This is a genomic window from Sphaerisporangium viridialbum (assembly GCF_049674955.1).
GTDB lineage: Bacteria > Actinomycetota > Actinomycetes > Streptosporangiales > Streptosporangiaceae > Sphaerisporangium > Sphaerisporangium viridialbum.
In genome coordinates this window covers 4,882,977-4,894,880 of the sequence record NZ_CP187232.1, presented here as the reverse complement: position 1 = coordinate 4,894,880, position 11,904 = coordinate 4,882,977, and the positions used below count along the sequence as shown (strand labels likewise).

Here is an 11,904-nt window from a genome sequence, read left to right as displayed (position 1 = left end):
GTGAATGGGCTTGAGTCTCCTCTAAGGGGAGGCGCGAGGGTGGGGGCATGGACGGCGGCACGCTCTACTCGATCGGTGATCTGGCCCGGCGGACCGGGCTGACGGTCAAGGCCATCCGGTTCTACTCGAACCTTGGAATCGTGCCGCCGGCCGGCCGAAGCCCGGCCGGCTACCGCCTCTACGGCATCGACGCCGTCGCACGCCTGGACCTCGTACGGACGCTGCGCGACCTGGGACTGGACCTTCTCACGATCCGGAAGGTCGTGGACCGGGAGATCTCGCTACCCGAGGTCGCCGCGGCGCACGCCGAGGCACTCGCGGTGCAGATCCGAACGCTGCGCCTGCGGCGCGCGGTGCTGACGGCGGTGGCCAGGCGCGGGTGCACCCCTGAGGAGATGGATCTCATGCACAAGCTCGCCAAGCTCTCCGAGGAAGAACGTCGACGTCTGATCGGCGAGTTCCTCGACACCGCCTTCGGCAGCCTGGACGCCGACCACGAATTCGTGGGGATCATGCGCTCGCTGACCCCGGAGCTGCCCGACAACCCCGAGGCCGAGCAGGTCGAGGCATGGGTGGAGCTGGCCGGACTGTCCCAGGACCCGGACTTTCGCGCCAGTGTGCGGCGTATGGCCGAGCACCATGCGGCCGACCGGGCCGAGGGCGGCACCACGCGCCCGCGCCGGGACCCTGCCGCGATGGTCCGTGACCAGGTCGGCCCGGCGCTGGCAGCCGGTCTCGACCCTGCCTCGTCCCAGGCCGATCCGGTGGTCGCGGCGGTCATGGCTCAATACGCGCGCGTCTTCGGGGGCCCCGACGACGCCGGCCTCCGGCGCAGGCTCCTGACCCGGCTGGAGACCGCTAACGACCCCCGCAGGGACCGCTACCTCCAGTTGCTCGCTGTGATCAACGGCTGGCCGCCCCCGGAAAGCCTGGCGCCGGCGCTCGACTGGTTCATCCAGACCCTGCGACCCCGGCGTACCGCGACGCCGTGAGGTCGAGGACGTCCACCGGCCCGTCGACGATCAGTGAGCGCGCGCCTTCACCGGCCGCGCTCGGTGCCTCGCCTCCCGTGGGGAACCACCGGGGCGGGTCCGGGCGTTGTACATCGCGAGGTGATGGTGAAGCGATGCTGCGTGTGCTGCTGTTCATAGCGTTCTTGGTCGTGCCGGTGCTGGAGATCTGGGTGCTCATCCAGATCGGCCAGGCGATCGGTGGCTGGCAGACCGTCGGCCTGCTCATTCTCGACACCGTGCTCGGGGTCTGGCTGGTGCGGCTGGAGGGCCGGCGCGCCTGGCGGGCGCTGCGTGAGGCCCTCAACTCCGGCCGGACGCCCGATCGCGAGCTCACCGACGGCGCCCTGGTGGTAGTGGGCGGCACCCTGCTGGTGGCCCCCGGCTTCCTCAGCGACGTCGCGGGGCTCTTCCTCATCCTGCCGTTCACCCGCCCGATCGCCCGGCGCTGGCTGAGCTGGTTCCTCGGCCGCCGCGTGCGCGTCATGGCCGCGGGGTCGCCCTTCGGCATGATGTTCCCGAAGGGGCCGGGCGCGGCCGGCGAGCCGCGGCGGGACGGTGCCCGGGTCGTCGCCGGGCAGGTGCTCGACGACGAGACGCCCGGCGACCGGGGCCAGGGCGCGTACGGTGCCCCGCCCGCACAGCCGTCCCTGCGCCCGCACGGCGGATCCCCGGACAACGGCTAGGCCCCCTGGCGGGGGCTTGGGAAGAGACGCGTTCATGAGGCACCGGGCGCCGAGACGCGCCGCCCGGTGCCGGGCAAAGTAATGGCGCCTCCGGTGCCACCCTGAGGTGGACCGAAGGCGCCGCTAGGTTTGGTTCAGGCGCTCTTACGCCGCTGTGCCCGGAGGATCGCCAGACGCTCGTTGAGCACCTCTTCGAGGTCCTCGATCGTCCGGCGCTCCAGTAGCATGTCCCAGTGGGTGCGCGGCGGCTTGGCCTTCTTCTGCTGAGGCTGCTCGGCATCCACCCTTAGGGCGGTGGCGCCGCAACTGCGGCACTCCCATGTAGCCGGGATCTCCGCCTCCGCGGCAAGGGGCACGTCGAAGCGATGGCCCTTCGGGCAGGTGTAAGGCACCTCCTGGCGCGGGGCCAGATCGGTGTTGCGGTCGTTCTCGTAGCTGGTGGCTCCGAGCCGGGTACCGCGAAGTGCACGCTCGCCCATGTTTCAATGCCTCCTGAGGGCCCCATTTTGAGGGGTGGGTCTCCACGGCTTACAACGCTTGATACCGTGGATGGATTCCCACCCTTGGGGTGATCCAATCGCGCTTTTCGCCGCGGGCCCTCGGCGACGCAAAGCTGATCTTCGTGGCGTTACGGGCGGGCGCGTCTCCAGGCTAGACCCGCGCGGGCACCTCGTTGCCCGCCTCGCGGATGGCCCTGGGCAGGTTGACCAGCGTGAGCAGCGCGAAGCCGATCACGAAGAAGATCACCAGCGACAAGATCGCCAGGCGGTAGCTGTCGGTGAGCTGGAGGGCCAGAGTAAGGGTCAGCGATCCGAGGAAGGCCGACCCCTTGTCGCTGATCTCGAAGAGGCTGAAGTACTCCGCCTCCTTGCCCGCCGGGATCACCAGCGAGTAGAGCGACCGCGAGAGGGCCTGCGTGCCGCCCAGCACGATCGCGATCAGGAACGCGATCGCGTAGAACTGGATCGCCGCCCCCTTCTGCAGGAAGTACGCGACCCCCACCACGGCCGTCCAGACCACCAGGCTGGCCAGCACCGTGCGCTTGGTGCCGAACCGTGACGCGAGCCACCCGAGCAGCAGTGCCCCGCAGAAGGCCACGAGCTGCACCATCAGGATCGCCGTGATCTGCACGCTCTTGCCGAGCCCGAGCTCCTGGTCGGCGTAGGTCGCCGAGAACGAGATCACGGTCTGCACGCCGTCGTTGTAGATCAGGTAGGCGAGCAGGAACAGCAGGCTGCGGGGGTAGCGGCGCAGGTCCGCGACCGTGCGGCCGAGCTGGCGGAAGCTGCCGCCGACGGCCCGGGCGGGCGTGGTGTCGTGGGAGGCGACCCGGCGGTTGCGCAGGCGCAGCAGCGGGATCACGGTGAACACCGCCCACCACAGGCCCGCCGAGGCCAGGCTGATCCGCACCGCGAGTCCCTGGTCGATGCCGCTGCCCTCGTAGAGGAACAGGTTCACCGCGAGCAGTAGGAAGCCGCCGAGGTAGCCGAACCCCCAGCCGCGCGAGGAGACCGCGTCCCGCTCGTCCGGGCGGGAGATCTGGGGCAGGAACGAGTTGTAGACGACCATGGCCGCGCCGAACGCCACGTTCGCGACGATGAACAGCACCCCGCCCAGCAGGTAGGCGTCGCCCGAGACGAAGTAGAAGCCGAGGGTCGCCGCCGCGCCCAGGTAGGCGAAGAGGGCGAGCAGCTCCTTCTTGCGGCCGGTGTGGTCGGCCAGGGCGCCGGCCACCGGCATGATCACGATCTGCAGGACCACCGAGATCGTCACGATGGCCGAGAAGTACGCCTTGGCGCGGAAGTCGAAGCCGAGGAAGCCGACGAACCCCTCCTCGCCGCCCGCGGCCTTCTCGGCGAGCGTCGTGAGGTACGGGCCGAGGAAGACGGTGATGACCGTCGTCTGGAAGCCCGAGTTGGCGAAGTCGTACCAGTACCAGCCCCGTTGCTCGCGCTTGCGCGTCTCAGGCAGTTCTTCGGCGGCGATGGAGGTGGTCATGGGGGATGCTCCTGGCCTCGTCGGGGGCACGGCGGAATGGGGGGAAGGTAACGGCGTCGGCGCGGGGTCACGCGTGCGCGTCGGGCCCGGGCGGGTGAGCGGGTCAGGCGTGCGCGGCGGGGCGGCGTGGATGCCACTGGCCCCGGGCGCTGAGGACGTCCCGCAGACCGGAGATGTTGTCGGTCATGATGCCGTCCACCCCCAGGTCGAGGAGGTCCTCCATCACGTGGGGGTCGTCGACGGTCCACACGTGCACCTGCATCCCGAGGGCGTGGGCCGTACGGACCAGGGCCCGGGTGGTGACCCGCATCCCGCGGAAGCCGACGGGCACCTGCGCGCACGGGATGCGCTCCTTGGCCAGGCCGCCCAGCAGGCGGCCGTACCCGGAGCCGACGGCGGCGGCGCGCAGCCTGGCGACGCCGCGCGGGCCGAGCGCCGAGCAGACGGGGCGGCCCATGGCCATGCGCGCCCTCGCCAGCCGCACGTCGGAGAACGAGGTCAGGCAGACGCGGTCGTAGGCCCCGGTGCGGCGGACGGCCTCCGCCAGCGGGCCGATCGCCTGCGCCTCCTTGACGTCGATGTTGACCCGCACGTCCGGCCAGGTGCCGAGCAGATCCTCCAGCAGCGGGATCTCCTCCACGCCCCCGATGCGGGCCCGCCGCACCTCGCGGTACGGCAGGGTGGCGAGGCGGCCGTGGCGGTCGGTCACACGGTCGAGGGTGTGGTCGTGGAACGCGAGCAGCACGCCGTCGGCCGTCGCGTGGGCATCGGTCTCAAGGTAGGTGTACCCCAGCTCGACGGCCCTGGAGAAGGCGGCCATGGTGTTCTCCCGGCCCTCTGCCGCCCCGCCGCGATGGGCGAAGGCGAGCGGGCCCGGATGATCGAGAAACGGGAAGCGCTGCTGCACGAGCAGGAGTATCCCCCCTAAAGGTTGCCACGTCAGCCTACGCCCATGAACATTTGGGTCACAAAGGCATCTGTACCCGCCCATGCCCCCAGCGGCCCCACTGACCGCCCGCCCCGGCGTGCCGTTGGGTGGTCAGGAGTCGGTGGGGGCCGGGTGGGACGCCCATTCCTGGCGGCGGGCCTCGGCGAGGACTATGGCGGCGGCGACGCCGACGTTGAAGGAGCCGACGCGGCCGATCTGGGGGATGTAGAGCACCTCGTCGGCGGCGTCCAGCACGGCGGGGGAGCAGCCGTGGTCCTCGCTGCCGAGCACCAGGCACACGTCGCGGTCGAGCCTCGCCTCGTGGAGCGGCACCGCGTCGCCGGTCAGCTCGACCGCGATCACGGTGTAGCCCTCCTCCTTGGCCGCCCGCACCGCCTCGACGGCGGGGACCGGCTCGTGCCAGGGGACCAGCCGGTCGGTGCCGAGCGCGGTCTTCTGCGCCTTGGGGTTGGTGGGCGGCGTGGCGTTGCCGCCCAGCCACAGCTCGTCGGCGCCGAAGGCGGCGGCCGTGCGGAAGATGGAGCCGACGTTGAACGGGCCCGTCACGGACTCCAGGATCAGCGACAGGCGGTTCTCCGTGCCCCGGCGCCAGGTGCGGTTGAGCCGCTTGACGTCGGTGGGGCGTAGCTGCCTGCGGGTGCCTGTGCTCATCGGGCGTTCATCGCTCCTGGTCGTCGGTGGCACCGCCACCTGGGGAAACGTCATCTGTCGAATGGCCGGTCGCGTCCGGTGCGGGGCGGGCGGCGACCCGGAGCACGCGGTAGGCCGACCGGGACGCCACCCGGGTGGTGGCCCAGCCCTGATCCCCGAGCCATCGCTGCAGGGAGTCGGAGCCGAGGTGCTTCTGCACCACCAGGTAGGCCGCGCCGTCGGGGGTGAGCCGGTCGAGCCAGCGGGTGAGCATGGCGTGCAGCGCGGGCTTGCCGATGCGGATCGCCGGGTTCGACCAGATCGCCGAGAAGCGGACGCCGGGCGGGACGTCGTCCACGTGCAGCGACCTTACTTTGTCAAGGCCGGCGGCCCGTGCGTTGCGGTCGCACAGCTCCACCGAGCGCCGGTTGACGTCCACCGCCCACACCGTCGCCTCCGGCGCCCGGGACGCCATGGTCAGCGCGATCGGGCCGTACCCGCAGCCGAGGTCGAGCAGGTCGCCCCGCTGAGGAGGGGCGGGCACGCTCTCGAGCAGCACCCGCGTGCCCGCGTCGAGCCGGTTGGGGGAGAAGACGCCACTGTCGGTGGCGAGGCGCAGATGCAGGTCGGGCAGGACCACGTCGACCGTGCCCGGCCGGGCGGCCGCGCCCGGCCGCTCCTCGAAGTAATGTGCCCCCTTGGACGTCACGTGGAGACGTTACCAACCGCGGGGCTGTGGTCGTGATCGGGCGGCCCCGCCGGCGCCCGCCTTCTTAAGGCGCCCGCCCGCCGGTCAGGGGAGGCGGGAGCCCAGGAGCATGGCGGCGGCGGCCACCAGGAGGCCGGCGAGGATGCCGGCGATGGTGAACCACTGGCCGATCTCCTGGTGCACGACGCGGTATCCCAGGGAGCTTCCGATCTGGCTGTAGACGTCGCGCAGCTCGTCCCCCGACTCGGCGGTGTAGGCGCGCCCGCTGGTGCCGTCGGCCAGGGACTGCAGCGTGGCCTTGTTGACCGGGACCTGCACGTCGCGGCCGTCGATGCTGACCGTGCCCTCCGGCGTGCCGTAGGCGATCGTGGAGACCGGGATGTGGAACCCGGCCGCCGCCTGGATCGCCTCGTTGACCGACCGGCCCGAGGTGTTGTCGCCGTCCGACAGCAGCACGATCGCCGACGGCGGCGGGTCGGTCACGGCCCGCTGGTCGAAGGAGCGCACGGAGTCCAGCGAGTTGAACACCGCCTCGCCGATGGCGGTGCCGGGGCGGGTGGACAGGTTGCCGATCGCGCTGATCACCGCCAGGTGGTCGGTGGTCGGCGAGATCACCACCGACGCGGAGCGCGCGAAGGACACCAGGCCCACGTTGAACCGTTCGGGGAGATCCTTGACGAACTGCTGCGCGGCCTGCTGGGCGGCGACCAGCCGGGTTGGGGAGACGTCGGCGGCCTCCATCGACAGCGAGATGTCCACCGCGACGATGATCGTCGCGCGGTCGCGCGGCACCCGCGTGGCGTCGGCCGGCCGCGCGGCGCCCAGCACCAGCAGGCTCATCATCAGCAGGAACAGCGCGGCGGGCAGGTGGCGCCGCCATCCCGGCCGTTCGGGGGCGACGAGGCTGAGCAGGGCGAGGTTGGTGAACCGCACGGCGTACCGGCGGCGGGCGAACTGCAGGTAGACGTACGCGCCCACGATCAGGGCGAGCGCCGCGAACAGCCACAGCCAGCCCGGAGAGAGAAAGATCACGCGCCTGCCCTCCTGGTGGGGTGCCGCCCGGCGAGGTGGGCGGTGCGACGGTGCCTGAGCGTGTACTGGGCGATGTCGTAGACCCAGTCGCGGTCGGTGCGCAGCACCATGTGACCGGCGCCGCACCGGCGCAGCGCGAGCCGGGTCACCTCCCGCTGCGCCGCCGCCGCCTCGGCGTAGTCGCGGCGGATCTTCGGGGACAGGTGGATCTCGCGCGTCCGCCCGGTCTCCGGGTCGGTGAGGGCGACCAGGCCCACGTCGGGCAGATCGAGCTCGCGGGGGTCGATCACCTCCACGGCGAGCACCTGGTGGCGGGCGACCAGGCGGCGCAGCGGCCGCTCCCACTCGCGCTCGGCGCCCGGGTCGCCGCCCTGGCCGAGGTCGAGGAAGTCGGACACGATCACGCGCAGCCCCCGCTTGCGCCGCGCGGCGCCGAGCAGCTGGATGGCCTCGCCCAGGCGCGTCGGCCCGGGCGCGGGCATCCCCCGTGGCGCGTCCAGGAGCGTCTGCAGCAGCGCGTACATCGCGGGACGCCCGGTGCGGGCCGGCAGGCGGTGCACCTGGTCGCCGTGGATGACGTACGCGCCGAAGCGGTCGCCGATGCGGCTGGTCAGGAAGCCCATCGCGGCGACCGCCGCGACCACCAGGTCGCGCTTCTCCATCGCGGCGGTGCCGAAGTCCATGCTGGGCGACAGGTCGGCCAGCACCCACGTCTCCAGCTCGCGGTCGGCGACCAGGTCGCGGACGTGCGGGATCGTCGTGCGGGCCGTCACCGACCAGTCCATGCGGCGCACGTCGTCCTCTCCCGGCACGTACACCCTGCTGTCGCCGATCTCGCTGCCGGCACCCGGCACGAGGCCCTGGTGCTGCCCGTGGAGCAGCCCGTCGAGGCGGCGCACCACCGTCAGCTCCAGGCGGCGCAGGGCGTGCTCGGGGCTCACCTCGCGCCCGGCGCCGGGACCCTCCGGAGCGGTCACCGCTGGGCCTGGTTCCAGACGACGAGCGGGGGCGGCACGGCGGCCAGGACCTGGCGCACCACGTCCTCGGGGTCGACCCCGTCGGCCAGAGCGTCGAAGGTGAGCATGAGGCGGTGCCCCATGACGTCCACCGCGACGTCGCGCACGTCGTCGGGGAGCAGGTAGTCGCGCCCGCGCAGCAGCGCCAGCGCGCGGCCCGCCGCGACCAGGCCGAGCGTCGCGCGGGGGCTGACCCCGATCTCGATGGCCTCCTCCAGCTCGCGCAGCCCGTACTCGGCGGGGGAGCGGGTGGCCATCACCAGCCGTACGACGTAGTCGGCGACGAGCTGGTGGACCGACACCTGGTCGGCGAGCTTCTGCAGCGCGAGCAGCCGCGACGGGTCGAGCACCCGGCCGGGCAGCGGCGGCGAGACGCTCATGCGGTGGAGGATCTCCAGCTCCTCCCCGGCGGTGGGGTGGACCACCCGCACCTTGAACAGGAACCTGTCGCGCTGCACCTCGGGAAGGGGGTACACGCCCTCGGACTCGATGGGGTTCTGCGTGGCCAGCACGATGAACGGCCGGGGCAGCGGATGGGTGCGCCCCGCCAGGCTGACCTGGCGCTCGGCCATGACCTCCAGCAGGGCCGACTGCACCTTGGCGGGCGCCCTGTTGACCTCGTCGGCGAGCAGGAAGTTGACGAACACCGGCCCGAGCTCGACGTCGAAGCTCTCGCTGGACGGGTGGTACACCCGGGTGCCGACGATGTCGCTCGGCACGAGGTCGGGGGTGAACTGGATGCGGGCGAAGGTGCCGCCCACCACGGTGGCGAGCGTGGAGGCCGCGAGCGTCTTGGCGACGCCCGGCACCCCTTCGAGAAGGCAGTGACCGCGGGCGAGCAGCGCCACCAGCAGTCGTTCGATCATGTGGTCCTGGCCGACGATGACGCGCCGGACCTCTGTGAGGGACTGCTGGAGGAGACGGAGGTCCGCGTCGGCACCTTCGTCCGGTCCGGATCCGTCACTGCGTTCTTCCGCAACGGTCATGCGGCCATTCCATCAAACACGGCGCAAAGGTGCACGGCACCGTCGCGGTGAGCCGGGTGTCGAGGTGTGCTTTCATGGCAACCGTGGCCACTCCGCTCCAGTACGGCGACCCGCCCCGGCTGGGCGCCTTCGTCGTGCAGGCGCGGCTCCAGGCGCTCGCCACGGGGTTCGTCTACCTCGCGCAGGACGCCGGCGGGCGCGCGGTGTCGATCGCGCTGCTGACCCGGGGCGCCGCCCTCGACGCGGCGGCCCGCGAGCGGTTCCTCACCTCGATCCGCCAGGCCGGTCCCGCGCGCGGCGGCGTCCGGGGCTGGGTCGCGCGTGCCCGCGGGCGGGGCGTGGCCGCCGCCCCGCAGGTCATCGCCATGGACGACGGGCCCGCGCCGTGGGTCGCGGTGCCCTACACGCCGGGCGGCGTGGGCGCCGAGTGGTTCCTTGAGTCGGTGCTGGTGAGCGGCACCCTGATCGGCGAGTCCCACGGGCCCGACTTCGTGCCGTACTGGCTGGGCGACCGCGCCCCGGCCGTCCCGCTGCCGCCGCCGCCCGCGCCACCGGCGACCGAGACCCGCCGGGCCGTGCTGGTGGCCATGTCGGCGCTCGTGGTGCTGCTGACGCTGACCGGGGCGATCGCGTGGCTGCTGCTCGGACGGGGTGACGAGCTCCCGCCGCCCTCCAGGCCGCTGCCGCCGACGATGTTCGTGCCGACGCCGCCGCCCCTTCCCTCGCCCGACGACACCCGGAAGCCCTCGCCGAGCCCCTCCCCGGGGGACAGCGGCAGCGCCTCGCCCGGCCCGAGCCTCCCCGGCGACGACCCGGGCCAGGCGATCTGACGACGGTAAGCGCCGGAGGCTCCGCGCCCGCCATGGTGGTCGAGCTTGGCTCGACTAGCCCGCGCGGTCGGGGGCCTTCCCGGCCGGGGCCGCGGCCGGCGCGGGCTTGCGTACGGCCGGGGCCGCCAGGGCGACGAAGAGCGCGAGCAGGGCGGGGATGGCGAGCGCGCGGGGCAGGTCCAGCACCTCGGAGGCTGCGCCGATCAGCACGGGCCCGGTGAGGAAGCCCAGGTAGCTGAGGCTGGCCACCCGGGCGAGCGCCTGCCCCGCCCGGGCCGGGTCGCGCGAGCCGGCCGCCGAGAACACCTGCGGGACGATGCACGACAGGCCCGCGCCGAAGCAGCCGAAACCGATCACTCCGGCCAGCGGGTGACCGATCAGCAGGGCCGCCGACAGCCCCGCCCCGGCCAGGAGCCCGCAGCACCGCACCAGCGCGACCGGGCCGAACCGAGCCGACAGGCGGTCGCCGACCAGGCGCCCGGCGGTCATCATGATCGAGAACGCCGCGTACGCGGCGGCGGCGAACCCCGCCGAGCTGCCGAGGTTCTCCCGCAGGTACACCGACCCCCAGTCGGCGGAGGCGCCCTCGCCCACCATGCAGCAGAAGCCGAGCACGCCGAGGAACAGCGCCCCCTGGACCTTGACCCGGGAGGCGGGGCGGCGGCCCTCTCCCGGCTCTGGAGCCGTCGGGCGTTCCGAGGGGGCGGAGGGGATGAGGTGCGCCCAGCGGGCGGTGAGGAGCGCCGCCGCCGCGAGCACGACGCCGGTGGCGGAGAGCGTCGGCCAGGCCCCGACCCCCGTGTGGGCGAGGACGCCGCCAACGGCGGCGCCCGCGAAGCCTCCGATGCTGAACACCGCGTGGAAGGACGACATGAGCGGCCGTCCCCAGGCCCGCTCGACCTCCACCGCGCCGGCGTTCATGGCCACGTCGAGGCTGCCGTGGGCGGCGCCGAACAGCGCCAGCGAGGCCGCCAGCGTCAGCAGGTCCGGCATGGCGGCCGGGAGCAGCAGCACCGCGCTCTGGGCCACCGCCAGCGGGATCATGACGCGGGCGCTGCCGTACCGGTCGACCAGGCGCCCGACGACCTGCATCCCGGCGAGCGCTCCGGCCGCGATGGCGAGCAGGGCGAGGCTGAGCTGCCCGTCGCCGAGCGCCAGCCGTTCCTTCAGCGCCGGGATGCGGGCCGTCCACACGCCGACGGCGACTCCGGGGATCAGGAACATGACGTACACCGCGAGGCGGGCCCTGCGCAGGGCGGGGCCGCGTTCTGCCAGGACGGTCATGCGGCGACGCGAACGGTGACGCCGGCGGCGGTGAGCGCCTCGTGCTGGTCGCGGGGGATCGAGGCGTCGGTGACCAGCACGTCGACGCGGCCGGGCGGGCAGACCGTGGCGAACGCGGTCTGGCGGAACTTCGAGGAGTCGGCCGCCACGACCACCCGCCGGGCGGAGCCGATCGCGGCCTGCTTGACCGCGACCTCCGAAAGGTCGTGGGCGGTCAGCCCCTGCTCGGCCGACAGGCCGCAGCAGCCGATCACCGCGGTGTCGAAGCGCAGGGAGCCGATGGTGTTCACCGCCAGGGGCCCGGTGATGTTCAGCTCACCGTGCCGCACCTCGCCGCCGGGGAGCACCAGCCGTACGCGCGGGGCGTCGCTGAGGACCTGGATCGACTGGACCGACAGCGGGAGCACGGTGAGCCTGCGGTCGTGGATCTCCCTGGCGACCGCCAGCGCCGTGGTGCCGCCGTCCAGCACGACCGCCTCCCCGTCGGCGAGCAGGCGCGCCACCTCGGCGGCGATGCGGCGCTTGGCCTCCGGCGCCTCGTGCTCGCGCACGCCGAACGGCGGCTCCTCGCCGCGCAGCAGCAGGCTCTGGGCCCCGCCCCTGATCCTGCGGACGACGCCCTGCTGGGCCAGCTCGTCGAGGTCCCGGCGGATGGTCATCTCAGACACGCCGTGCTCGGCGGCGAGCTCCGCGACCGACACGCTGTCCGACGTCATCAGGGCATCCATGATTGCCCGCAAGCGATCCATGCGTTCATATGAACATTTTTGGTGT

Annotated in this window: 13 protein-coding genes; 3 read left to right on the top strand and 10 right to left on the bottom strand. The window is 72.8% G+C overall.

The genetic code is table 11. The features are described from left to right. Positions 1 to 47 precede the first annotated feature (47 nt). Together ACOZ38_RS22120 and ACOZ38_RS22115 are read left to right on the top strand one after the other, a co-directional pair. Complete coding sequence (locus ACOZ38_RS22120; RefSeq protein ID WP_424533093.1) at positions 48 to 992, top strand: MerR family transcriptional regulator; 945 nt, start codon at positions 48 to 50, stop codon at positions 990 to 992. 134 nt (positions 993 to 1,126) lie between these two features. Further along, positions 1,127 to 1,696: an FxsA family protein gene (locus ACOZ38_RS22115; RefSeq protein ID WP_424533092.1), complete on the top strand. Its 570-nt coding sequence runs from the start codon at positions 1,127 to 1,129 to the stop codon at positions 1,694 to 1,696. Between the two features lie 134 nt (positions 1,697 to 1,830). Here the strand turns inward: ACOZ38_RS22115 and ACOZ38_RS22110 are convergent, their stop codons facing one another. From ACOZ38_RS22110 to ACOZ38_RS22075, 8 genes are all read right to left on the bottom strand, one after another. Further along, positions 1,831 to 2,175: an RNA polymerase-binding protein RbpA gene (locus ACOZ38_RS22110; protein WP_184981820.1), complete on the bottom strand. Its 345-nt coding sequence runs from the start codon at positions 2,173 to 2,175 to the stop codon at positions 1,831 to 1,833. Between the two features lie 172 nt (positions 2,176 to 2,347). Continuing rightward, the gene (locus ACOZ38_RS22105; RefSeq protein ID WP_424533091.1) at positions 2,348 to 3,694 is read right to left on the bottom strand and encodes an MFS transporter; all 1,347 of its coding nucleotides are present in this window, start codon (positions 3,692 to 3,694) and stop codon (positions 2,348 to 2,350) included. Positions 3,695 to 3,797: 103 nt separating this feature from the next. After that, positions 3,798 to 4,601: a glycerophosphodiester phosphodiesterase gene (locus tag ACOZ38_RS22100; protein WP_405148344.1), complete on the bottom strand. Its 804-nt coding sequence runs from the start codon at positions 4,599 to 4,601 to the stop codon at positions 3,798 to 3,800. Between the two features lie 132 nt (positions 4,602 to 4,733). Beyond that, positions 4,734 to 5,294, bottom strand: coding sequence for an RNA methyltransferase (locus ACOZ38_RS22095; protein WP_424533090.1), 561 nt, complete (start codon positions 5,292 to 5,294; stop codon positions 4,734 to 4,736). A 7-nt stretch (positions 5,295 to 5,301) separates the two neighbouring features. Next, entirely contained in the window at positions 5,302 to 5,982 is a 681-nt protein-coding gene (locus ACOZ38_RS22090; RefSeq protein WP_424533089.1) for a class I SAM-dependent methyltransferase, read from the bottom strand. Positions 5,983 to 6,066: 84 nt separating this feature from the next. Beyond that, positions 6,067 to 7,014, bottom strand: a complete 948-nt coding sequence (locus ACOZ38_RS22085) for a VWA domain-containing protein (RefSeq protein ID WP_405148347.1) — start codon at positions 7,012 to 7,014, stop codon at positions 6,067 to 6,069. Beyond that, positions 7,011 to 7,991, bottom strand: coding sequence for a DUF58 domain-containing protein (locus ACOZ38_RS22080; protein WP_424533088.1), 981 nt, complete (start codon positions 7,989 to 7,991; stop codon positions 7,011 to 7,013). The genes ACOZ38_RS22085 and ACOZ38_RS22080 overlap by 4 nt, the downstream gene beginning before the upstream one ends. Further along, entirely contained in the window at positions 7,988 to 9,016 is a 1,029-nt protein-coding gene (locus ACOZ38_RS22075; protein ID WP_405148349.1) for an AAA family ATPase, read from the bottom strand. Before ACOZ38_RS22075 ends, ACOZ38_RS22080 begins: the two co-directional genes overlap by 4 nt. Before the next feature lie 74 nt (positions 9,017 to 9,090). On the opposite strand from ACOZ38_RS22075, the gene ACOZ38_RS22070 reads away from it, so the two are divergent. Continuing rightward, entirely contained in the window at positions 9,091 to 9,846 is a 756-nt protein-coding gene (locus ACOZ38_RS22070; RefSeq protein WP_424533087.1) for a hypothetical protein, read from the top strand. A gap of 54 nt (positions 9,847 to 9,900) precedes the next feature. On the opposite strand, the gene ACOZ38_RS22065 is transcribed toward ACOZ38_RS22070, so the two are convergent. Both ACOZ38_RS22065 and ACOZ38_RS22060 read right to left on the bottom strand, forming a co-directional pair. Further along, positions 9,901 to 11,130 (bottom strand): MFS transporter, encoded by a 1,230-nt coding sequence (locus ACOZ38_RS22065; protein ID WP_424533086.1) that lies wholly within the window; start codon positions 11,128 to 11,130, stop codon positions 9,901 to 9,903. Then, on the bottom strand, positions 11,127 to 11,879 hold the full coding sequence (locus ACOZ38_RS22060) for a DeoR/GlpR family DNA-binding transcription regulator (RefSeq protein ID WP_424533085.1): 753 nt from the start codon (positions 11,877 to 11,879) through the stop codon (positions 11,127 to 11,129). The genes ACOZ38_RS22065 and ACOZ38_RS22060 overlap by 4 nt, the downstream gene beginning before the upstream one ends. Positions 11,880 to 11,904: the final 25 nt, after the last annotated feature.

Excerpts from the sequence above, each read along its gene's own strand:
- ACOZ38_RS22095 (WP_424533090.1), bottom strand. The coding sequence starts at position 5,294 with ATGAGCACAGGCACCCGCAGGCAGCTACGCCCCACCGACGTCAAGCGG.
- ACOZ38_RS22065 (WP_424533086.1), bottom strand. The coding sequence starts at position 11,130 with ATGACCGTCCTGGCAGAACGCGGCCCCGCCCTGCGCAGGGCCCGCCTC.
- ACOZ38_RS22115 (WP_424533092.1), top strand. The coding sequence starts at position 1,127 with ATGCTGCGTGTGCTGCTGTTCATAGCGTTCTTGGTCGTGCCGGTGCTG.
- ACOZ38_RS22060 (WP_424533085.1), bottom strand. The coding sequence starts at position 11,879 with ATGGATCGCTTGCGGGCAATCATGGATGCCCTGATGACGTCGGACAGC.
- ACOZ38_RS22110 (WP_184981820.1), bottom strand. The coding sequence starts at position 2,175 with ATGGGCGAGCGTGCACTTCGCGGTACCCGGCTCGGAGCCACCAGCTAC.
- ACOZ38_RS22075 (WP_405148349.1), bottom strand. The coding sequence starts at position 9,016 with ATGACCGTTGCGGAAGAACGCAGTGACGGATCCGGACCGGACGAAGGT.
- ACOZ38_RS22070 (WP_424533087.1), top strand. The coding sequence starts at position 9,091 with ATGGCAACCGTGGCCACTCCGCTCCAGTACGGCGACCCGCCCCGGCTG.
- ACOZ38_RS22105 (WP_424533091.1), bottom strand. The coding sequence starts at position 3,694 with ATGACCACCTCCATCGCCGCCGAAGAACTGCCTGAGACGCGCAAGCGC.
- ACOZ38_RS22120 (WP_424533093.1), top strand. The coding sequence starts at position 48 with ATGGACGGCGGCACGCTCTACTCGATCGGTGATCTGGCCCGGCGGACC.